Annotated in this window: 16 protein-coding genes; 1 reads left to right on the top strand and 15 read right to left on the bottom strand. The window is 53.1% G+C overall.

Going from position 1 to position 23,342, the window contains the following annotated elements; all coding sequences use genetic code 11:
- Nucleotides 1-253: 253 nt before the first annotated feature.
- From queA to rpsO, 13 genes are all read right to left on the bottom strand, one after another.
- Nucleotides 254-1,276 carry a tRNA preQ1(34) S-adenosylmethionine ribosyltransferase-isomerase QueA gene (queA, locus tag NFR57_RS00165; protein ID WP_251181811.1) on the bottom strand — a complete coding sequence of 341 codons (1,023 nt, stop codon included), beginning with the start codon at nucleotides 1,274-1,276 and terminating at the stop codon, nucleotides 254-256.
- Entirely contained in the window at nucleotides 1,269-2,315 is a 1,047-nt protein-coding gene (ruvB, locus tag NFR57_RS00160) for a Holliday junction branch migration DNA helicase RuvB (protein WP_251181810.1), read from the bottom strand. The genes queA and ruvB overlap by 8 nt, the downstream gene beginning before the upstream one ends.
- A gap of 9 nt (nucleotides 2,316-2,324) precedes the next feature.
- Complete coding sequence (gene ruvA, locus NFR57_RS00155; protein ID WP_251181809.1) at nucleotides 2,325-2,903, bottom strand: Holliday junction branch migration protein RuvA; 579 nt, start codon at nucleotides 2,901-2,903, stop codon at nucleotides 2,325-2,327.
- A 23-nt stretch (nucleotides 2,904-2,926) separates the two neighbouring features.
- Nucleotides 2,927-4,012 (bottom strand): recombinase RecA, encoded by a 1,086-nt coding sequence (recA, locus tag NFR57_RS00150; protein WP_275557158.1) that lies wholly within the window; start codon nucleotides 4,010-4,012, stop codon nucleotides 2,927-2,929.
- A gap of 12 nt (nucleotides 4,013-4,024) precedes the next feature.
- Entirely contained in the window at nucleotides 4,025-5,140 is a 1,116-nt protein-coding gene (locus NFR57_RS00145; RefSeq protein ID WP_251181808.1) for a CinA family protein, read from the bottom strand.
- On the bottom strand, nucleotides 5,141-5,731 hold the full coding sequence (gene pgsA, locus NFR57_RS00140; RefSeq protein ID WP_251181807.1) for a CDP-diacylglycerol--glycerol-3-phosphate 3-phosphatidyltransferase: 591 nt from the start codon (nucleotides 5,729-5,731) through the stop codon (nucleotides 5,141-5,143).
- A complete protein-coding gene (gene rimO, locus NFR57_RS00135; RefSeq protein WP_251181806.1) occupies nucleotides 5,709-7,061 on the bottom strand; it encodes a 30S ribosomal protein S12 methylthiotransferase RimO in 1,353 nt (450 codons plus the stop codon). The genes pgsA and rimO overlap by 23 nt, the downstream gene beginning before the upstream one ends.
- Before the next feature lie 71 nt (nucleotides 7,062-7,132).
- Nucleotides 7,133-10,432, bottom strand: a complete 3,300-nt coding sequence (locus tag NFR57_RS00130) for a DNA translocase FtsK (RefSeq protein ID WP_251181805.1) — start codon at nucleotides 10,430-10,432, stop codon at nucleotides 7,133-7,135.
- A gap of 297 nt (nucleotides 10,433-10,729) precedes the next feature.
- Nucleotides 10,730-11,131 carry a dUTPase gene (locus NFR57_RS00125; protein WP_251181804.1) on the bottom strand — a complete coding sequence of 134 codons (402 nt, stop codon included), beginning with the start codon at nucleotides 11,129-11,131 and terminating at the stop codon, nucleotides 10,730-10,732.
- Nucleotides 11,132-11,148: 17 nt separating this feature from the next.
- Nucleotides 11,149-12,405, bottom strand: a complete 1,257-nt coding sequence (locus NFR57_RS00120) for a M16 family metallopeptidase (RefSeq protein WP_251181803.1) — start codon at nucleotides 12,403-12,405, stop codon at nucleotides 11,149-11,151.
- A gap of 104 nt (nucleotides 12,406-12,509) precedes the next feature.
- Nucleotides 12,510-13,235, bottom strand: a complete 726-nt coding sequence (locus tag NFR57_RS00115) for a polysaccharide deacetylase family protein (protein WP_251181802.1) — start codon at nucleotides 13,233-13,235, stop codon at nucleotides 12,510-12,512.
- 53 nt (nucleotides 13,236-13,288) lie between these two features.
- On the bottom strand, nucleotides 13,289-15,520 hold the full coding sequence (locus NFR57_RS00110; protein WP_251181801.1) for a polyribonucleotide nucleotidyltransferase: 2,232 nt from the start codon (nucleotides 15,518-15,520) through the stop codon (nucleotides 13,289-13,291).
- 210 nt (nucleotides 15,521-15,730) lie between these two features.
- Nucleotides 15,731-15,994 (bottom strand): 30S ribosomal protein S15, encoded by a 264-nt coding sequence (gene rpsO, locus NFR57_RS00105; protein WP_251181800.1) that lies wholly within the window; start codon nucleotides 15,992-15,994, stop codon nucleotides 15,731-15,733.
- Between the two features lie 289 nt (nucleotides 15,995-16,283).
- Between rpsO and NFR57_RS00100 the strand changes: the two genes are divergently transcribed.
- On the top strand, nucleotides 16,284-17,651 hold the full coding sequence (locus NFR57_RS00100) for a PTS sugar transporter subunit IIC (protein WP_251181799.1): 1,368 nt from the start codon (nucleotides 16,284-16,286) through the stop codon (nucleotides 17,649-17,651).
- Nucleotides 17,652-17,719: 68 nt separating this feature from the next.
- Here the strand turns inward: NFR57_RS00100 and NFR57_RS00095 are convergent, their stop codons facing one another.
- Together NFR57_RS00095 and NFR57_RS00090 are read right to left on the bottom strand one after the other, a co-directional pair.
- Nucleotides 17,720-19,828, bottom strand: a complete 2,109-nt coding sequence (locus tag NFR57_RS00095; protein ID WP_251181798.1) for an InlB B-repeat-containing protein — start codon at nucleotides 19,826-19,828, stop codon at nucleotides 17,720-17,722.
- Nucleotides 19,829-19,863: 35 nt separating this feature from the next.
- Nucleotides 19,864-23,253, bottom strand: a complete 3,390-nt coding sequence (locus NFR57_RS00090) for a leucine-rich repeat protein (protein WP_251181797.1) — start codon at nucleotides 23,251-23,253, stop codon at nucleotides 19,864-19,866.
- Nucleotides 23,254-23,342: the final 89 nt, after the last annotated feature.

Below are 23,342 nucleotides of genomic sequence, written 5' to 3'. Positions count from 1 at the left end.
CAACGCTATTTTAACATATTATACGCAACATGTCAATATATCGTGCGCATATTATGTTAAAAGCCAAACAAACAATGCCATAGATGACAGAAACGAAGTCCAAGCGACAAGATCGTAAGGAGTTTGCGTCTACTTTGCCCGTGTGAGTGCGAAGATGCGATCAAGACGGGCAACAGTTACGAGGGTGCGACGGGAGTGTAGACCCACCTACATGACCGAGGGCGGCGCGACGGCTGACGAACTATTGCGACGCTTATTGGAAGAAACAGGCGTCGCCGAATGAAAAAAATCTATACCCCTCTGCCACGGCGGTATTATATAGATCGAGCGTTTTTTCTCTGCCGATAAGCGCGCTTACAAGCATGATGAGCGTGGATTCGGGCAAGTGAAAATTTGTAATCAGCCCGTCCACTGCTTTGAATTTATACGGCGGATATATGAATATGCTCGTATCGCCGCTACCCGCATGCACAATTCCGTCGTCGGTCGAACTCGATTCGAGCACGCGCACGGATGTAGTACCCACGGCTATAACGCGTCTGCCCGCGGCTTTTGCGGCGTTTATTTGCGCCGCCGCGCCGTCGGTAACGCAGTAATATTCGCTGTGCATTTTATGGTTTTCCACGTCGTCGGTCTTGACTGGCAAAAACGTGCCCAACCCTACGTGCAACAGCACTTCGGCAAACTCTATACCTTTTTGTTTAAGCTCCGATATCAGCCGTTCGGTAAAGTGCAAACCCGCCGTCGGCGCGGCGGACGACCCGACCTTATCCGCGTACACCGTTTGATAACGGTCGATACTTTTCAACTGCTTATGGATATAATGCGGCAGAGGAACTTCGCCTATGCGGTTTAGTATTTCCTCGAACACTCCGTCGTACTCGAACCGAAGCGTGCGCGCGCCTTCCTCGCCCTCCGCCGTGACTACGCCCGTCATGTCGGGCGCAAACCGCAAAACCGTTCCGACCTTGGCGCGCTTTGCGGGACGGCAAAGCGTTTCCCACGTATTTTTATCGACGCGTTTATGAAGCAGGAACGAAATCTGCGCGCCCGTATCGACCTTTACGCCTGTCACGCGCGCGGGCAAAACTTTGGTGTTGTTGACGACAAGCAAGTCGTCCGCACGCAAAAGATTGGGCAAATCGTAAAAATGCCTGTGCGTAACGGCGTCCGTTTTTCGGTCATATACCAAAAGCCGCGCGCTGTCGCGCGGCTCGACGGGGGTTTGAGCTATCTGCTCTTTGGGCAGGTCGTAATAAAAATCGCTTTTATTCATTTTTACCGTCCGCACCGAAAAACGATAGCTGTTCCGCCGCCTTGCTCGACGGCGCGACGCCCAAATGCTTGAACGCCGCTTTGAGCGCAATTCTGCCGCGCGGCGTGCGCGCTATAAATCCGAGCTGAATAAGATACGGTTCTATAACGTCCTCTATCGTGCCCGCGTCCTCGTTTATCGCCGCCGCAAGCGTATCCAATCCCGTCGGACCGCCGTCGAACTTATCGACAAGCGCGGACAGCAACTTAATATCGTTATAATCCAGTCCGAGCGGGTCTATTTCCATATCGTTGAGCGCTTTGACGGTTATGGGCAAACTGATAATTCCGTCGTTGTACACCTGTGCAAAATCGCGCACGCGTTTTAACAAACGGTTGGCGATACGCGGTGTGCCGCGCGACCGCGACGCGAGTTCGAGCGCGGCGTCGTCGGCAATGGATATTTTCAACAGCCTTGCCGACCGCTTGACTATGCGCACAAGGTCTTCCGCCGTGTACGGTTCGAGCCTGCAAATAACGCCGAACCTGTCGCGCAACGGACCGGTAAGCATGCCCGCGCGCGTCGTCGCGCCTATAAGCGTAAACTTATTGAGATTGAGCCGCAACGACGTTGCGCCCGCGCCCTTGCCCGTCGAAATGTCGAGCGCAAAATCCTCCATTGCGGGATATAGCACTTCTTCAATCGAGTGGTTGAGCCTGTGGATTTCGTCGAGGAACAGCACGTCGCGCTCTTGCATGTTTGTCAACAGCGAAGCGAGGTTTGCGGCGCGCTCTATCCCGGGGCCGCTCGTGACTTTAATCTCCACGCCCAGTTCCGAAGCGATAATATGCGCGAGCGTCGTTTTGCCCAGCCCCGGCGGACCGTACAGCAAAACGTGGTCGAGCGCTTCGCCGCGCGCTTTGCTCGCCGCTACGTACACTTTAAGATTGGCTTTTACTTTGTCTTGACCGATATAATCGTCGAACGTCGTGGGACGCAACGAAATATCGCCGTCGTCGGTAATAAGCTCTCTATTGGCAATAAAACGTTTATCGTTCATTATTCACCGCTACCCGCGAAGCACGGCGCGAATCAACTGTTCGGTCGTCATATCGGGCTTGGCAACCTTGCGCACGGCGGCTTCCGCCTCCTTGCGCTCGTAACCGAGGCTGACAAGCGCGAGCACAGCGTCCTCGTCGGCAAGCTGTATTGCTTGACCCACGTCGCCGCCCACCGCCGCGCCGAACACGTCCGCAATCTTGCTTTTGAGTTCCAGAGCAATGCGTTCCGCGGTCTTTTTGCCCACGCCCTTAATGGACGAAAGCGCCGCAACGTCGCCCGCCGCAATCGCCGCTGTAAGTCTGTCCTGCGGCATGCCGCCGAGCACGGCGACAGCGAGTTTGGGACCGACGCCCGAAACGTTGATCAACATCAAAAATAAGTCGCGTTCGCGCTCGCTTGCAAACCCGTAAAGCTCCAAAGCGTCCTCGCGCACGGCAAGGTATGCCGGCATTTTTACTTCCGTTTTCCGACTGCAATCCGCACAAGTGAAAGCGGACGCAGTGAGCGCAAACCCCACTCCGCCGCAATCTATCACCACGCGGTTTTCGCCGACCGCGGCTACTTTACCCGAAATGTAATCGAACACGTTTACAGTTCCTTAATTAAATACTATTCGGCGTCGCCGTCCGTTTCCTCGGTTTCGCCCTCTTCAAACGGCAAGCCGCCCTTTTGCGAAACAAGCTCGCGGATTTTGGTTTCCAGTTCTTCCATGACTTCGGGACGGGAAAGAATAATCTGCTTGACGGTTTCTCTGCCCTGACCGAGCCGCTCGTCCTTATACGAGAACCACGACCCGCTTTTGACGATAAGCCCTTGATCGATAGCCATGTCGAGCACAACGCCCTCGTTGGATATGCCCTTGCCGAAAATCAAGTCGAACTCGACCGTTTTGAACGGCGGCGCGAGTTTGTTTTTAACGACCTTTACTTTGGTGCGGCTGCCCACGACGTTGCCGCCGTCCTTAATAGCCTCGCCTTTGCGCACGTCGAGGCGGACGCTCGCGTAAAATTTAAGCGCTTTGCCGCCGGGGGTGACTTCGGGATTACCGTACATAACGCCGATTTTTTCGCGGAGCTGGTTGATAAATATAATGCAAGTTTTTGTCTTGTTGCACACGCCCGCGATCTTGCGCAGGGCCTGCGACATGAGCCGAGCTTGCAAGCCGACGTGACTTTCGCCTATTTCGCCGTTGATTTCCGCTTGCGGCGTGAGCGCGGCGACGGAGTCGATAACAACGACGTCCATTGCGCTCGAACGCACCAACGCTTCGGCAATGTCGAGCGCCTGCTCGCCGTTGTCGGGTTGGCATATGTACAGACGCGAGAGATCTATTCCGAGGTGTTGCGCGTACACGGGGTCGAGCGCGTGCTCCGCGTCGATAAATGCGACCATGCCACCCGTCTTTTGCGTTTCGGCAATGACGTGAAGCGCGAGTGTGGTTTTACCGCTCGACTCGGGACCGTAAACTTCGACTATTCTGCCGCGCGGCAATCCGCCTATACCGAGCGCAAGGTCAAGCGACAAACAGCCCGTGGGGATAGCGTCGATCTGCGTCGCGACCGAGTCGGTCATGCGCATAATCGAGCCTTTGCCGTAAGTCTTTTCGATTTGAGCTATCGTATCGGCAAGCGCTTTTTCCTTTTCCGCTTGCGACATGTCGGTATTGTAAACCTTAAATTTTTCCTTCTTATCCATTTTATACCTCTTTTACGGTTGCCCGTTTATTAACGTTGACTGTTGTTGCGCGCGCTCTTGCGCCTGCGCCTGACGGAGTTTGCTTTGTTGCGCGCGGTATCCGACAAGACTTTCGTACATGAGGAACAGCGCGTTTTTAACCCCGCTTTTTATGTTGTAATCGCGATCGCCGTCGAACGAATATTTAATGACGGCTATGCTCTTTTCGCTCGTAATGCCGAGCGCGATAAAGCACAGTCCGACCGCTCCGCCCTGCGCCGACGGACCCGCATTGCCCGTCGTGGCGACGGCAATATCGCAATCGCCGCTCGACATAAGTCCTACCGCCATGCCGTAAGCGGTGTCGCCGCTGACAACGCCCTTTTCGGCTATTACTTCGAGCGGCACGCCCAAACGCTTATGCTTCGATCCGACGGTGTAAGTGACGACGTCCTCGACAAGATATTCGCTCGCGCCCGCTATGGAAGTAAACGCAGACCCCAGCGCGCCGCCCGTAAACGATTCGGCGATCTTGATTTTAAGTCCTTCTTCTTTGAGCATTTGCGCGACGCGCTCCGCAATGCCGACGCGCTCGTAAGAATACGTGCAACCGCCGAGCAAGCTATCCAGCCGCGCGGAAATAACGTTCATTTCGTCCTGCGCGATATTTGTCGAACAGCGCGCGTGCACCTCACACTCCAAAAATTCGGGAAAGAACGCTATCTGCACTTTGCTCTTTTTGGACGTGTAGTCTTTAAGCAATGTTTTGAGTTCCGCAACCGACTTGCCGTAAGTTTTGAAAACCATAACGGCATAACGCTTTTTTACTTTTTTATTGAGCAGCGGTATAAACTTATCCGTCAAAAATTCGGGCGTGACCTCGCGCGCGACGCTGTGCAGTTTTTCGTCCAGCTCGAAATGATCGGGACGGGACGACAGCGTGTCTTTATAAGTATCGTAAAACGCGGAAGTATTGCCGTCCACGACGATGGCGTCGCACACCGTGCGCATTTGCACAAGCGCCCAATCGATATTTTCGGGCTCGACCGTCATAAACATTTCCGCGCTGTGTCCGCTGTCGAACAGCGCGATTTTCGCTTCGCGCACGTCAACCGTCTGCCGTTCTACCGATAAAAACCCGACCTTCATTTATCCCTCCAAAACAGACCTGTTTTTCACGATATAATGCACGCCCGATATAACGGTCAACAGCGTTGCGATAGAAAGCAGTATAAACCCGCCGTAATAGAACACTATGCCCGCAAGCTCGTTCCACACTACAAAGTCCGCAACGGGCAACAGCGCAAACAACGCCATCATTTGCACAAGCGTTTTAAACTTGCCTATCATGTCGGCGGCGAGCACAACGCCCTTGTCTGCGGCGACCGTGCGGAACACGCTTATCATAAGTTCGCGCGAAAGTATGAGCATGGTAAACACGGCGACGAGAATTTTGTAAACGTGCGCGGGCGCGACGATAGGCTCGGTAACGCAGATAGCGATAAGCGAGCAAGCTATAATCATTTTGTCCGCTATCGGATCGACAAACTTACCGAAGTTGGTAACAAGGTTTTGTTTGCGCGCAATATAGCCGTCGAAAAAATCTGTAAAGCACGCCACGACGTAAACAAGCGCGGCGGCGAGCGTGTGCCCCTCGAACTCGACGAAGAACAGCACTATAAACACGGGTATCATCAGTATGCGAAATATAGTCAGCTTATTCGGTAAATTCATCTTCATTATGCACCTCCGTACATTTGCCGTACAAATCGTAATTGTCGCTCTTTGTAATTTCCACTTCGTAAAACTTGCCCACGTCCGCTTGCGCGCCCGTAAAGTATACCAAACCGTCCACTTCGGGGGTGTGGAACTCCGCGCGCCCGACGAACATATTTTTGTCGAAATCGACGTCTTCGTAAAGCACTTTTATCTTTTTGCCGACGATCGACTTATTGAACTCGCGCGTTACTTCCGTGCAAATCTTGCCGAGCGCGCGCACGCGCTTTATTTTATCCGCCTTGCGCACATGCATGGGCAACCACGCCGCGGGCGTGCCGTCCTCTTTGGAATACGCAAACACTCCCGCATATTCGGGCTTGGCGCGATTTACAAACTCGCAAAGCTCGTCGAACTCCTTTTGCGTTTCCCCGGGGAACCCGACCATGAGCGTGGTACGCACTACAATGCCGCGCGCGTGCAGTTTGTTTATCAACGCTTCGACCGCCGCGCCCGTCGTCTTTCTGTTCATCAGTTTCAATATTTTATCCGAACTGTGCTGAACGGGAATATCTATATACTTGGCGATCTTGGGCGACGTAGCTATTTTGTCGATAAGTTCGTCCGTCACCCGTTCGGGATAGCAATACAGCAAACGTATAACGTCCGCGCCCGTCGTTTCCAGTTGAGTAAGCAGTTCGACTATCGACGCGCCTATATCCTCGCCGTACCGCGTAACGTCCTGCGCTACCAAAATAAGTTCCTTCACTCCGTCGGCAACAAGCCCGCGCGCCTCGCGCACTATGTCCGCAACGGGGCGCGAACGGTATGCGCCGCGTATGGACGGTATGGTGCAAAACGTGCATTTGTTGTTGCACCCCTCCGCTATTTTCAAATATGCAACGTGCGGAAAAGTAGTAAGAATACGCCCGCAGTTTTCTGCGGCGCAAAATTCCGAACAGCCGTCCGCCGCCGAACTATTGGCGGTCGCCGCGGCTTCCGCGCCGTTCCCGTCCGCAATCAGTTCTGCTATTTTATCGTACTCGAACGCGCCCAAAAAACCGTCGACTTCGGGCAGAGCGTCTTTCAGTTCCTCGCGGTGCTTTTGCGGCAGACAGCCCGTAACGATAAGTTTTTCGCACTTGCCCGTCGTTTTGAGCCGAGCGCATTGCAAAATATTATCGATACTCTCCTCGCGCGCGCTCTCTATAAACGCGCAAGTATTGACGATAATAACCTCGGCGTTTTCAACGTCGCTCACAGCGTAACCCGCGCACGCCAGTTTGTACAGCATGTGCTCGGTGTCTATTCTGTTTTTATCACACCCAAGTGATATTACGGCAACGTTTTTCATCTAAATAGTTTTGCTCCAATCGTATAAATTGATAGTTCATTCGCGACGCGCGCTGTCCGCGCGCAAGCGCGTTAATTGTCGTCCACGTCGTGACCGAACGTTTCGCGGTACTGTTCCGCCGTCATAATAACGTCGCGCGGCTTGCTGTTGCCCGTGCTCGGTCCTATATACCCGCAGTCCTCCATACTGTCGATTATGCGCGCGGCACGGGCGTACCCGATTGAAAACCTGCGCTGAATAACCGACGTGGAAATCTGCTTGCTCTTGATTGCGTGCGCCATAATGCGCGGGGCAAGCGGGTCGATATTGTTGCCGCCGCCCTCGCCGTCCGCGCCGCCTCTGCCCGATCCGTCCTCTGCGCCGCAGACGAACTTTTGAGCTTCCTCGTCGAAGTCGCACTCGTAATGCTCTTTGAGATAGCTGACGACCGCCAACACTTCCTCGCCGCTGACAAACGAACCCTGTACGCGTTTTGCCGCGTAGTAATCCTGCGGATAGAACAGCATATCGCCGTCACCCGCAAGCGCTTCCGCGCCCACCTCGTCGATTATAATGCGCGAGTTTGTCGCGTCGGGAACCTTAAACGCAATACGGCTCGTGAGGTTGGCTTTTATCGTGCCCGTAATAACGTCCGCCGACGGACGCTGCGTCGCCACTATCAAGTGTATGCCCGCGGCGCGAGCAAGCGCGGCTATCGAGCTGATTTTGCTTTCAATTTCGCCCGAAACCGCCGACTGCATAAGGTTGGCAAGCTCGTCGATTATTATGACGATATGCGGGAGCTTGTTTATTTTGCCGTTGAGAACGTCGGGCTGGTTGTTGTATTCGGACAGCTTACTGCATGCGCATTTCTGCATGACGATAAAGCGTCTGTCCATTTCGTTCGCCGCCCATTTAAGCGCGTTAAGCGCCTCGTTCGGCTCGGTAATGGTCTTTTCAAATAGCAAGTGCGGCATGCCGCGGAATTTGCTGAACTCCACGCGTTTGGGGTCTATGAGTATAAACCGCAAATCCTCGGGACTGGACTTGTACAAAAGACTTACTATAAGACTGTTAAGCCCCGCGCTCTTACCGCTGCCGGTTTGTCCCGCTATCAATAAGTGCGGCACCTTTTCGAGGTCGCATACTATAAGCGATCCGCCTATATCCTTACCCACCGAAAACACAAGCGGCGATTTGGGTTTTGTAAACGTTGTCGAATCGACGATTTCGCGCAGACCGACAATGGACTTGTACTTGTTGGGCACTTCTATGCCGACGGCGCGCTTGCCGGGGATAGGTGCTTCGACGCGTATGCCGCTGACCGCCGCAAGCTCGTAAGCAATGTCCGCCGAACGCGATTCGATGCTCTTGACCGACGTACCTGACGGAACGTCCAGCTCGTACTGCGTAATCTGCGGACCGGGTACGATATTTATAACCTTTACTTGCGTCTTTAAAAAGCGCGAGACGACGTCTTCCAAGATCTGCGCGTTCATTTGCAGTTCGTCCTCAGACGAATCCACTTTTTCGTAAATCTTTAAAAGGTCGATCGGCGGCGGCGCATAGTTGTACTTTTTGTACTGTCTGACCTGCGTCGCGACAACGGATTCTTCCGCCTTTTCTTTGAGAACGGCGTCTATAGTGATTTGGTTTTCGAGCGGCGCGTTGCTCTTTTGACGTTTGACCGCCTTGGGTGATGGCGCAACGGGCGCGTCGTCGTCCGCCGAAATATACATGCCCGACAAATCGTCGCCGTTAATAATATCGCTTACGTTGTCGTGCGTTTCGGACAAATCGATGGCGGGCGCGTCCGAAATGGAAAGCGACAGCGAGCCGTCGAGTATATCCTCCGATATAACCGTTTTTTCCGCGGGATCGGGTCTGCCGAAAACGGGGCGCGGCGCGGGTTCTGCCTGCGACGGATTGCTTCCGTCGAGTATGTCGTCCCTGTCGTCGTCCGAGAACGCAAACTCGTCGTCCTGCGCGGGAGTAAACCTGCCGCGCACTTCGTAAGCGTCGATTATATCCTCGGGCTTAAAGCGTTCCGTTTCGAGCGGCGGGGTCTTGCGCTCCTCCTCTACCGCTTGCATAAACCGTTCGTCAACCGACTTAACGGGCTCTTCCGCGCGCTGTTCGTAAAGCGGCGCGGACGCGTCGATAATCTTTTCCACAGGCTCCAAAACGACGTCGCGTTTGGGCACGCCGAACGACGGAGTAAAGCCCATGCGCGGCGCGCGCGGTTGCTCGACGTCGTAGTCGTCGTACTGCTTGGTCTGTTTGCGCGGGTTAAGCTCGTCCGCGTTTTCTATACCGTCGTCGTTGAACTCTATATTCTTTTCGGGCGGAAAATACAGCGCGTGCAAATTGTTGGGCGTGCCGTCGTAATCCACTCTGCGCGGCTTTTCGATATTAGCCGCATCGTTGCCGACGCGTATAAACGGCTCGACAATGTCCTCGCCGTATCGACGTTCGTTGCGCAAATCGCCGTCGCGCTCCTCGTCGGGCGGCGCGATATTATTCGCCTTGCGGAACTCCGCGGCGGACTTCTTTTTGATTTCTTCCGAATCGCTGTACAGCTTGAAATGCGCTGCGGAACGCGACGCGTCCTCGTCGGGCGCTTTCTCCCGTTCGATAACGGGAGACTGCGCATAATCGCTGACTGCGCGACGCGTCGTAACGGGCAGGTCGGTGACGTTGCCTTTTTCGACGGCGAACTCGGGCGCGGCGCGCTCGATTGTTCCGACAAACAACCCCGCGCGCGGCGCGGCGGTAATAACGCGTTGTGCCTCGTCGGGATAGAACGACGGCACCGGCGTTTCTATTTCTTCCTGCTCCTCGCCCGCTTTTGCGGCGCGGCGTTTACGCACGGACGCTTTAATACGCGACAACGCGGAAGTCATGACAAGCACGACCGCGATCACCGCGACAGAGAACACAACATAGCACGCTATTTCCGTAATAAGCGCTTGCAAGCCGTAAGCGATTGCGCCCATAACAACGCCGCCCGCCGAATACTTGGCGGAATACACGTTGTCTATATAATCGGAAAATCCGCCCTTTAAAAATTTATGCGTAGTGGCAAGCTGTAAAATAATGAGCGCGAAAAATATCAAAAGCACAGTGCAAATAACGGTCTTGCGCGAAGCGTTTACGCCGCGCTTCAACAGCAAAAACACGCCCATGAGCGTTGTTGCGATCAACATGGGATACGCCGCTATGCCGAACACGCCGAGCACAACGCCGAAAATAGCCTCGCTGAACACACCGAGTACAGGTTTAATAACAATGCACAACAACAAAAACACCGAGATAACGACAAGCGTCATACCCAGTACGTCGTGGTTTCCTATATTACCGTTCTTTCTCTTCCGATTTCGCTTCTGTGCCACTATACGCCTCTCGGTAAAAAGTCATAGAAAATCAGCACATATTTCTACGCAATATCAATTATACCATACAATTCCACGCTTTTCAAGGTTTTTAAGGTAAAAAATCGAGTACGGGAAAAAACTTTTCGGCAATTTTCCCGAAAATGCCGAAACCGTCCGTTTATTGCGCTCGGAGGAACAGTCGCACGGCAAAACGCGCGCAAAACAGTCCTGTCGCGCGCGAATTTCGATTTCTGCGGCGCGGCGAGTCGTCTTTAAAAACAAAAGCGATCGCGAATAACCGCAATCGCATGTTTTTTAATTAAGTTCGTAACCGTGCTTTTGCGACAGCCCGTTTTGTCGGTCGTAATTTTCCTTGTTTTTGGCAAGATAAATATTAAACAGTTCGTCGGCGGTCATGCCGCTGTCTATGCACATGCCCAAAAAGAAGTGCAAAACGTCCACAATTTCCTCTTTGAGTTTGGCGTCGTCTATTTCCGTCGCGTTTTTCCACCACTTATACTTGGCTTCCTCCACGACCTCGCCCAGCTCGACCATTAGCGCGAGAGCCTTTTTGCAAACCCACTCGCCGCGCGAGTAATCCAGCCCGCGCTTTTCGCGTATGTAGCTGTCCAGTCCCGCTTGCATGCGGAACAAAACGTCCAGTTTGTCCTCGGTTTTATCCGTCTTTATGGCGGCTTTTTCTATCTGTTTTTCCATGGTTACAATCGACCTCCTCAACCGTTGTAATAGGCTTTATCTACCGCGACGGGCGGCTTTTTGCCCGCGTAAGCTATGGTCGCGGGCGCGGCAAACAATTCCCGCGCAAGCGCGTTTATATCGTTTGACGTAATGCGTTCTATCTTTTTCAGCAGTTCGTCAAGATTGTAGTCCGTGCCGAGAATTACGCGCCGCCGCATGAGCGCAAGCATGTAATTCATGGGGTTTTCCTTGCCGAACAGCGCGGTTACTTTCAGTTGCATTTTTGCTTTTTCGGTTTCGTCGTCGGTAACGCCGTCCGCACACAGCGCGTCGATTTCGTTTTTAATCGCGCCGAGCGAACTCTCTATATTGCAAGCGTTGACGTTGGCGCACACCGAGAACATGCCGTTGGTCTTTCCCAGCCACGGCGAAGTGTACACGCTGTACACAAGCCCCATTTTTTCGCGCAACCGCTGAAACAACCGCGAACTCATGCCGTTGCCGAGTATGCAGTCGAGCGCGGATTGCGTTGCCGAACGGTCGTCGCCCAGCGCAAACGACGGATACGCGATTGAAATTTCCGACTGTTCGTAATCGCGTATAAACTCGCCGTAACCCGACAAAAACGGTTGCGGCAAAAGCGCGGGCGGCGCGGCATACGGCGCGGCAGTAAGCTCGCCCATATACTCCTCCACCAAATCCGTTGCGGCGGATTCCGTAATATTGCCGACAAACGCGACGACGGTGTTGCTCGCAATGTAGTTTCGCTTTTTGTAATCGAGAATATCAGCTTTGCAAAAGCGCGACACATTGTCTTTGGTGCCTAAAATTTCCATGCCGAGCGAGTTCGCACCGAACGCCGATTTATAGAGCACGTCGTAACACACCCCGTCCGGCTCGTCCTTGCTCATGTTTATTTCTTCGATAATAACCTTGCGTTCGCGGTCGAGTTCCGCCGCGTTGAACGTGGAATTAAGATATAAATCGGCAAGCACGTCAAAGCAGTCGCGCACCTTTTCGTCGATAGACTTAAAATAGTAGCAAGTGTATTCCTTGCCCGTAAATGCGTTGTACACGGAGCCTGCGCGGTCGAACTCAGACACGATGTTTTCCGCCGTGCGTTTGTCCGTGCCTTTAAACTGCATGTGTTCTATAAAGTGCGAAATGCCGTTGTTTTCGGGTGTTTCGTATGCGCTCCCCGCGCCCACCATAATGCCCGCCGTGACCGACCGCAACGCCGCGTTGCGCTCCACTATTACGGTTAGACCGCTTTTGTATTTTTTTACTGTCATGTCGTTCCTTGTAATTTGCGCCGAGCATGCCCGCTCGCCGCGCGTAAAACAATATTCGTCCGATTGCGCCGCGCCCGCGCCGCACGATCCCTGCGTTGTTTCGGTCAGAGTATTACGTCGCTTTCCAAAACTTCGCTGACGGGCGCGATATGCAACCCCGCCGAAAACACCTCGGTTATAATGCGTTCGAGCGCGTTGAGCGTACATTCGGTCGGGTGCATTAGTATCAGGTCGCCGCCCTTGATGTTTTTTACGGCGCGTTTGTAGATGAGATTTGCGTCGTGGTCGCGCCAGTCGATAGTGTCGCGCGTCCACATAACGGTGCGGTATCCAAGTTCCGCCGCGACGGATAGAGTTTGCGCGCAGAACGCGCCCGACGGCGGCGCAAACAGCGTCATATCAATGCCTAACGCGTGCTTGACAGCGTCGTGCGCCGACTCTATTTCCTTGCGATTATACGCGCCGTCTATTTTGGAGTGGTCCTTGTGATAGTAACCGTGGTTGCCTATTTCGTGACCTGCGGCGTGAATTTTTTTAAGCGTTTCGGAATTGCCCGCCGCCCACGATCCGCCGACGAAGAACGTCGTTTTTACGTTGTACCTCGACATTATGTCGAGCATGGGTTGAATATATTCCGTACCCCAATACACGTTGACCATGAGCGAAACTTTGGTGTCCGACTTGCCCGCATAGTACGGCTCGCCGCTCTGCGCGCTCGACTTTGCGCCGCCGACGGCGACCGTTACCGAAAGCAACGCCGCGACCGTCGCGCACATAATTATATTGCCCAAAACTATGCGAAAAAATTTTGCTCTGCGTGCGTCTACCATAAAAAGCACCTCGACTATTTATATTGCGGTCGAGGTGCTTTTATTATCGTTTTTTATTTATCGCCTTTGTCGCTTTTTTCGCCTCTGTCGCGGCGAGGGCGCGACGGGCGGTCGGGACGCGGACGGCGTTCGCCGCGCGCGGGGCGGTCTTCCTGCCATTCGCCCTCGGGCGCTTTTTCGATGGGGTCGCCCGTAAGTTTTTCGAGCAGTTTAAGATCTATTTTGCCCTGCTTCGTAAAACTGACGACCTCAACCTTGACGGTATCGCCCTCTTTGAGCACAGCCGATACCGAATCGAGCCGTTTGCCGACGAACTTGCCGAGCTTGGCGATATGAATCATGCCGTCGCGCCCGGGCGCAAGCTCTACAAACGCGCCCAGATCGTCGCGGACGGTAACGACGGGACCTTCGTACACGTCGCCGATTTCTGGGTCTTTGACGATGGAAAGGATAATCTCCTTTGCCTTTTCGGTCATAACGGGATCTACGCCCGCAATAAACACTCTGCCGTCCTCTTCGATGTCGATCTTGACGCCCGTGTCGTCAACAATCTTGTTGATTGTCTTGCCCGACTTGCCGATAACGTCGCCGATCTTTTCGGGATCGATGTTAAACATGATAATCTTGGGCGCGTACTGCGAAAGCTCGGGACGGGGCTTGTCCAAAACAGCAAGCATTTTGCCGAGGATATGCAGTCTGCCGACGCGCGCTTGTTCGAGCGCGGTGCGCAGGATATTTTCGTCGATACCTTTAATCTTGATGTCCATTTGGATAGCGGTAATGCCCTTTTCCGTGCCCGCTACCTTAAAGTCCATGTCGCCGAGGAAGTCCTCCAAGCCCTGAATATCCGACAGGATTGCAAGGCGATTTTTCGCCTCGTCCTTGATAAGCCCCATGGCGATACCCGCGACGGGCGCTTTAATGGGCACGCCCGCGTCCATGAGCGACAGCGTCGAGCCGCAAACGCTCGCTTGCGACGTGGAGCCGTTGGACGACAGGATTTCCGACACGACGCGTATGGTGTACGGGAACACGTCCTCGGACGGAATAACGGGTTCGAGCGCGCGTTCCGCGAGCGCGCCGTGACCTATTTCGCGCCGACCGGGGGCGCGAAGCGGTTTTGCCTCGCCCGTCGAGTAAGGCGGCATGTTGTACTGGTGCATATAACGCTTGGTTTCCTCGTCGTCGAGGTTGTCCAGCTTTTGCGCGTCGCGCGCGGTGCCGAGCGTACAGATGGAAAGAGCCTGCGACTGACCGCGGGTAAACACCGCCGAGCCGTGCGTGCGCGGGAGCACTCCCACTTCGCACCAAATATCGCGGATGTCCGTGGTCTTGCGCCCGTCGGGACGAATGCCCTTGGACAAAATCTTTTCGCGCACTTTCTCTTTGGTCAAGTAGTACAGCGAATCGCCTATTTCGCGCTCGCGTCCCTCAAACTCCTCTTTAAAGTGTTCCATGACGTCCGCTTGAACTTCGTCCTGATTGGCTTGACGTTCCGCGCGGTCGAACGTGTCGAGCGCTTTGTCGAGTTTTTTGTCGGCGTACTTGCGGACGGCTTTATCAACGTCCTCGCCGATATGGTACAGTTCCATTTCGAGCTTGGGCTTGCCGACCTTTGCGACAATGTCGTTAATGAACTTAACCTGTTTTTTGATCTCCTCGTGCGCGAACATAATACCGCCGAGCATTTCTTCCTCGGAAACCTCGCTCGCGCCCGCTTCGACCATCATAATAGCGTCTTTCGTGCCCGAAACGTATACGTGCATGTTGCTCTTGGCGCGCTGTTCGTTGTCGGGGTTGATTATATACTTGCCGTCAACGCAACCGACGACTACCGAGCCGGTAGGTCCCATAAACGGAATATCCGAAATGGAAAGCGCGATAGAACTGCCGAGCATACCGAAAACTTCGGGCGGGATATTGGTGTCCACCGACAGCGCGGTCGCGACGACCGACACGTCGTTAAACAAGCCTTTGGGGAACAGCGGGCGTATGGGGCGGTCGATAAGCCGCGACGTCAAAATCGCCTTGTCGCTGCCTCTGCCCTCGCGACGCTTGAAACTGCCGGGAATTTTGCCGATAGCGTACAGCTTTTCCTCGAAGTCCACGCCGAGCGGGAAATAGTCCATGCCGGGGCGCGGCGCGTCCGCCATTGTTACGTTGGTCATAACGACGGTGTCGCCGCACCTAATGATACACGAGCCGTTAGCCTGACCCGCATACTTGCCCGTTTCGACGGTTACTTCTCTGCCGCCGATCTCGGTCTTAAAAACATTGCAATCCATAAATATATATTTCTCCTAAATTGATAACCGATTGAATGCGTAATTATGAAAAACCGCCTATAACGCTGTATGCGGTATTGCCGTAACATCTTTAAGCGATAAACAGAACTTGTCGCCGCGGATACCCTTGTCCGACGGCAGGGCAAGCAACGCGTTTAGCGCCGCAAACGATAGCAAGACCGCGTGAGGCATTATCACGGCGGTTTGTGATTATTTGCGCAGTTCGAGTTTTGCTACAAGACTGCGGTAACGCTCGATGTCTATATCTTTAAGATAGTTGAGCTGACTGCGGCGGCTACCTACCATTTGCAGAAGTCCGCGGCGCGAATGATGATCCTTGGCGTGAACTTTAAGATGTTCGGTCAAGTGATTGATTCGCCACGTCAAAAGCGCGATTTGCACTTCGGGGCTTCCCGTGTCGCCTTCGTGAGTTGCGTACTTGGCGATGATTTCCGCCTTTACCTGTTTGTCCATTTTTATCCTCCGACAAAATTTATTCGCCTTAAACTTCCGTAGTACGTGGAGAGCGTAATACCGAGAATAAGGTACGTAAAAAATTATATCATATAGTTTTCCGCTTTGTCAAACGATTTCCGCACAAAAGACGACAACTAACATTATTACTTCCGTTTCCCCTCCCGACCGCCGCCGCGCCCGCGATAAACGGCAAAACATTTTTCAATCGACGGGGATATGATTGACACCCGCCGCCGCGCGGTGCTATACTTGTAGCAAATAAGTTGTTTTGCACGGGAGCAAACACATGAAAAACAAAAAAGAAGCACAAAGCGCCGCGGAGATAAGCGCGGACGCCACCGCGCAAGCTCAACAGCGCGATACGGACGAACTTGCGACAGGCGCGCAAGTTAACCCCGCCGACGAAACGCCGCAAAACGTCGAACAACAGCTGAACGCCGCGGCGGAGCTTAACGCGAGCGAACCCGAGCAGAACGAAACCGCGCAAGCCGATCGAACGGAACAAGCGCAAGCGGTAAAGGAAAAGCGCACGGCAAAACAATGGCTTAAATACTTTGCGCACAGGTATTTTATAGAAGCGTTTTCCGGTATGGCGCTCGGACTGTTTTGCACGCTGATAATAGGAACGATAATCGGCGAAGTCGGATTTTTAATCAACAAAGCGGGCAAAAACGCGTTCGGCGATCTGCTGTTTTACATAGGTTCGGTGGCGAAGTCGATAATGGGCGCGGGCATAGGCGTGGGCATTGCGCACAGCCTTAAAGCCAACAAACTGACCGCGTTTTCCGCGGCGGTCGCGGGCATGGTCGGCGCAAACATAACAAACATTTTCGCGCTGTCGGGAATACACGTATACGGCGCGAGCAAAACCCCGTCGATAGGCATAGGCGACCCCGTGGGCGCGTTTGTCGCGGCGGTGACGGCGATAGAAATAACGCGACGCGTAGAGGGCAAAACTCCCGTCGATATAATAGTCGTGCCGCTTACGGCGATATTTACGGGCACGATCGGCGCGATCGCGCTCGGCATACCGTTCGGCATACTGTTCGCACTGCTCGGCAAAGGCGTGTCTTTGGCGATAGGCTGGGAGCCCGTTTCGTTCGGCATACTCGTCGCCGTGATTATGGGCTTACTGCTCACCCTGCCCACTTCGAGCGCGGCGTTCGGCGTAATGATATTCAACTCGTCGCTTATAAACACGCCGCAACTTACATACAACGCGCAAATAGGCGCGGCGGCGGCATGCGCGGGATGTTGCGCGCATATGGTGGGGTTTGCGGTGGCGAGCTTCCGCGAAAACCGTTGGGGCGGGCTTGTGTCGCAAGGCATAGGCACAAGCATGTTGCAAATACCGAACCTCGGCAAAAACCCGAGAATACTGATACCCGCGGTAGCCGCGTCCGCAGTGGCGGGTCCGCTCGCTTCCGCGGCGTTTAAAATAATGTGCGACGCGACGGGTTCGGGCATGGGCACGGCGGGGCTGGTCGGAGTAATAAACACGTTTACGACTTCCGTAACGAACGGCATATCGTGGTGGTATGTGCTTATAGCCGTGCTTGTGTGTTATATAATAGTGCCCGCCGCCGTAGCGTTAGGAGTGTCCGAAATAATGCGCAAAAAGAAATGGATTAAATTCGGCGATATGAAAATTTAAAAAGAATAATAACAAACATCTTGCACGAAAAAAGGTTGTCAACCGACAACCTTTTTGTTTGCTTTGCTTTACTCTGCCACAGTCATTTCTACCCATGTAACGGACTGATCACCGTATTTAATAGTCATTGTGCGCTTTCCGTCAACAACTCTGAAACTGATTTTAAAAGACTCGCCGTAACTGCCACTCGTTATAACAACAACCTGATTATCAATATCGGGGTCGTTGATTGGCGATCCGTTTATTTGGGGATTGGCAACATTTAATGTCGCTGTTCTGTAAATGTATATCATTAGCTTGTTATTATTTTTCGGAACGAAATACACAGAAGCGTTATAAAATTTATGTTCGGCGCCAAAAGTATTCTGCACTGTCAATACTTGGTTTGCGGCTTCCGCATCGGCTGCGCTTGCATAACCGTACTTAACGGCATTTGCAGATCCCTCGCCCGCAAAATCATAGAGTTTGCCTTCGAGCGGTTCTTCGGGTTCAATGTTGCCGCCGTCGCCGAAAATATAATCTGTTCCGCCAACGGTTATCGTGACGTTGATAACAAAATTAGGATATGTTCCCTCCAACTTAACGGGAACGGTATTTCCGCCGACAGACAAGTTAATGGTCAGCCCCGCGTTTTCGTCCCACGTATAAGTGCAGTCCGTATTGCCGAGTTTTGCATGTCCCTCTCCGTCGAAAGTAAGTTTTGTAGTTCCGTCTTTTGCCGTAAATTCAAAACCCTGCAAGACGTCGAGCGTTACCACCTTGAACGTTCCGTTAGTGTCGTTAATATCGAGGTAAAGCTCGCCCATGCTGTTGCTGTCTATAACAACTCTGTTGCCGTTGCGCGTATATCCGCCCCAAAGTGAATCGGACATGCCGCCTTTAAGATAAGCGTTGTCGTTATCGGCTAATATAATCGTGTATTGTTTAGGGACATAATCATCCTTATCTTCATCGTATTCCATTATTTCGCCGCTATATGTTTTTTGGAACACAGGCGTGACGGTTGTATTTTTAGTTATAGTATATTGCGTATTAGCTTTGCGCAGGTTTATTTCGTCGTTCACTTGCCACTTGTAGAACGTCCAACCTGTTTTGGTAAACGGGCTTGCCAAAAGCGTATGCTTGCCGTTCTCCTCTACCTCGACGACTGCGGGCACAGTCCCCTCTACGCCCGACGGCTTTACATAAGTAACGGTGTATTTTGTTACGGGCTGTTCGGGATTATCGGGATCGACCGGCTTATCGGGATTGTTTATGTTGACCATTGTAAACTCGCCGTTTGCCATAAGCTCGTCGTCGCGGTCGCATAGGTATAACTTTGACAGATCAGACTTAACAAGAACATAATGCGCAACAGTGCCTATCTTAATTTCGTAATAATACGCATCGGATCCGTAAACGTCGGGTTTATGCATGGAATTAGTATTATTATTAAACCACTTACCGTCAACCCAGTCTGCGCCTTGTAGTTTGTAATACGCCTTTCCCGTACTACCGTCTAATTTAAGACCGACCACCACTCCGCCGTCGAACTGCGTCAATCCTTGGTGTACGGGCGGCACTTCACACTCACCCTCGAACTCGACGGTATTGCCGATAGACGGCTTGCCCGCTTTCCACACCGCGGTCAAGGTCACGTCGTGCGCGGGCATTGTGTATTGCGCGCCCGCGTCGTACTTAACCGCTCCGTCGTGCCAGCCGTCGAACGTGTAGTCCTCTTTGGACAAGCCCGTCGCCGACGCAAGCGTAAACTTTTCGCCCTCTTTTTTGTTGGTTTCGGTCGGCAACGTTCCCACGCCGCCGTTAAGGCTGTAAGTAACTTTAAATTCGACTTTACCCTCGTTCTCTTTCCACTGCGCGGTAAAGGTTACGGCATGCGCGGGCATTGTGTATTCCGCGCCCGCCGCATACTTGGTCGTTCCGTCGTGCCAGCCGTCAAACGTGTAATTCTCTTTGGACAAGCCCGTCGCCGACGCAAGCGTAAACTTTTCGCCCTCTTTTTTGTCCGTTTCGGTCGGCAATGTTCCTGCGCCGCCGTTAAGCGCGTAAGATACGGCGTACTTTACGGGCTCCGAGGGGCCTGCGGGAGTATTGCCGTCGTTGCAAGCGACAACCGCCGAACCGAGCGCGAGCACGGACGTAATCGCCGCTACCGTCTTAAACAGTTTTTTGTTCATAAAATTCTCCTTTTAATGGGTTGTTTTTTGATAAATTATTGCGCCGTATACGTATACTCGAACGTCGTCCGCTCGGCGTTGAGCGTTACGGTCACGGTGTACTTGACATTGAGATAGCGCACGCTGAAAGTGAACACGTTTTCGTCGTCCGCCGAGAACAAGGCTATTGCGCCGAGATCGCTCCAAACGATATATTTGGGCTCGGTTTCCGTGCCGACGTTTATTTTGAGTTCGCCGAACACGTACACAAGCGTTCCTCTGTAATGCAGGTTGATAACGCTTCCGTCGGCGGCGGTTATATTCCGAATAAATATTTCCGCGGGCGATTTTTTGACGACAAGCGTATTGCCGTCGAACGTTATCGTTATGTCGTAACGTTTTCCGTCGCTGTCCGTAAAGTCGAGTATCTTTTTCGTGCCGAAACCGTTTACAGTCATTTTGACGTTTACGCCGTTAAACTCTACCGTCGCTTCGCCCTGATTGTTTTCGTAACTTTCGGGCAACAGCGCGAGCGGGTCGCATTTGAGCGTATATTTGCCGTCCGCGGTTGTATACGTAACAACGCCGTTGACCTTGCGGAACTCGTAATCCGCATTGTAGAAGTTGACCGAAATAACGTCGTTTTCTATCGTGCCCTCATACGTCGAGTAGTCGCCTATTGACGCGTCGTATTCGTAGAACGTTATTTTTGCGCCGTCAATCTTGTACATCATCAAGTACGTCGATTGGAACGTCGCTCTGCCGTCGATGTCCAAAAGCTCCGCGCCGCACATGTACTTGCCTCTTTCCGCGCCCGATTCGATATACAGGTGTCTGCAATACGAATTCCAGCCCGCCGCCTCGAAACAAGCAATTGCGACGTCGATATTTTTGACTTTTATTCTGAACGAAATATTGCCGGTAGAAACTTTTTCGCCCATGCTCGGCGGAGTTACGCCGTCCAGTTCTATAAACAGCGCGGGTTCGTTTTCAAAAATATGGCACTCACGGAACGCCATGTCGCCTATTTCCGCAAGGCTCGCGCCGAACTTGACGAGTTTTAACGCGATACAGCTTTGGAACGCGTTTGCGCCCACCGTGACGATTGCGGGCAATTCTATAACTCCGTTCGCGGTCGAACCGAGTTTGTAGCAGTTGGAGAACGCGCCGTCCGCCAACACTTTCACTTTGTTCATAACGACTGTTTCGAGGTTTACGCAGCTCTCGAACGCGCCGTCGCCTACTTTTTCGACGTTGGTCAAATTTACGCTTCGCACAAATTCAAAGCCGCGGAACGCTTTTGCGGAAATTTCCGTCACTTCTGCGGGAATAACAATGTCCAAAAGTTCCGCCGTGTCGGGCTGTTTATTGTAGCGAACAAGCACGCCGTCCACAATTTCGAACTCGGGTAGCTTTGTAACTTCCACACTGCCTTTTATGGCGAACGGGCAGTTAGTCCACGCCGCTTTGTAAGCGTTCTGACTGCCTTCCGGCACAACGATTGTCATGTCGCCCGCGCCCCAGCGGAACGGGTTGGCTTCGTTGGAAAAGTCGATATTTATAGGCGTCGGCGACAGGAACACCGCGCGGCGCAATGTATATTGGTTTTGGAACGCGAGCTTGCCTATTGCCGTCACGCTCGCGGGAATAGTTACCGACACGAGCGACACGTCGGTATTTACGTAGTTGCACGCGCCGTCGGCGATTTCGGTTACTTCGTCGGGAATTTCTATTATTTTGGAAGTTCCCTTGTAGTCTATGAGCGTCGTGCTGTCAATAACGAAGCCCGTCGTATTGACTTTAAACGTGTTGTTTTCCCAGTTGACGTTAAAGTACATAGCCGCGCCCGCGGTCGCGCCGCCCTCGCCGTCGTCCTCATACGGAACAAACGTTATAAGGTTTTCGCCGACCGTGACATTGCCGTCATACTTCGCGCCGCCCGTCGTGTACGTAGCGCCGATATACCCGTCGAGCACAAGCGTGCCATCGCCGCTTTCCGCGGTGAACGTGCGCGCATAGTCGGGGTTGTATTCCACATACACGGGCACGACGTCGGTACCGACATACAACACGTTGAGTATAAACTTAAAGCCGTCGCCCGTTGTCGGGGTAAACTCCCACTCGCCCAAAAAGCCGTCGTAATTTTCCGTGCCGCAGTATGTGCCCGAGGCGACAAGCTCGGTAGTTTGCGAAACGGAGTCGTAGGCATAGATTTTAGCAAAACCGTAACCGTTGGCATCCAAGCGGTAGTTTAACAGCTCGCCGTTGTCGTACAGCAGGTACGACCCGCTTTCCTCGCCCTGCAAGCGGAACCGACCGTCGAACGACGTGCCGCTTACCTCGGTCTTTTCTATCGTGAAATAGCCTTGACCCGTCGCGTTGGTTTCCTCGTTTTTAAAAACGTATGTATAATCGCCGTACTGCCTGTCGTATTCGTAATAACCGCTGAACCGAACTGCGGTTTGACTGCCGACAATTTCCGAAATTGTGGCAAAGCCGTAACCGTCGGTTGCAAGCACGTACCGTCCGTTGTCCTTATAAACATAGTCGTACTGCAAGTACACGCCTTGGGTGCCGTCGATAGCGGCATAAGTATTATCGGCGTACAGTCTGCCTACAAGGTTGCCGCCCTCGCTTTCGTCGAAAAAGAACTCGAACTCGTCATAGCCCGATTGCGTGCTTTCCGAGCTTTCGACAAAGCCGAGTTTGTCCGCTTTGCCGCTGCGCACCAATATAGCCGCGCCCAAGCCCTTGCCGATTAACGGTTTGTATACGCAAATTTTATCCGCCGACGCTTCGCGCGCGTCAGTATATTCAACAGCCCACTGCGCGTACAGCGTAATATCGCTTTCGCCCATTACGATTGTTTCGCCCGCGAGATACTGTCCGTCCTCTTTTGTACCCGTAAGCGACACAATGCCGTCGGGCTTTGTTGACCAGCCGACAAACTTATAGCCGCGCGGGTTGAACGCCCTGCCGTCCTTGACCGTTACGGAACTGCCCGACGCGCCCGTTGACGGTTTGACCGTTCCGCCGTGCGGCACTTCGCCGAGGTTATATTCGTAAACAATTTTAAACTCGACGTCGGACGGGTCGCTACCCTCGTCGGGTTTCCACTGCGCCGTGAAAGTCACGCTGTGCGCGGGCATTGTGTATTCCGCGCCCGCGTCGTACTTTACCGCTCCGTCGTGCCAGCCGTCGAACGTGTAGTCCTCTTTGGTCAAGCCCGTCGCCGCCGCAAGGCTAAACTTTTCGCCCGCAGCTTTGTCCGTTTCGGTCGGCAACGTGCCGACGCCGCCGTCAAGACTGTACGCTACCGAATATTTATCGGGAGTTTGGGCGGGCGGCTTGTCGTCGCCGCACGCAGTCAACAGCGCGCCCGCAACGGCTATTGCCGCCGCCGCGGAAATTGTTATGTAAATTCCATGCGTTCGCTTGTTTTTCATAATACCTCGCAAACCGTGTAACGCAATGCGTTCGGGCGGTTTTTCCCGAACAAAAACAGTTTAAAAAATTACAGACACGTTATCTATAA

It is taken from the genome of Anaerocaecibacter muris (assembly GCF_943192945.1).
Lineage (GTDB): Bacteria > Bacillota > Clostridia > Christensenellales > Pumilibacteraceae > Anaerocaecibacter > Anaerocaecibacter muris.
This window is presented reverse-complemented; position numbering and strand designations above follow the sequence as displayed.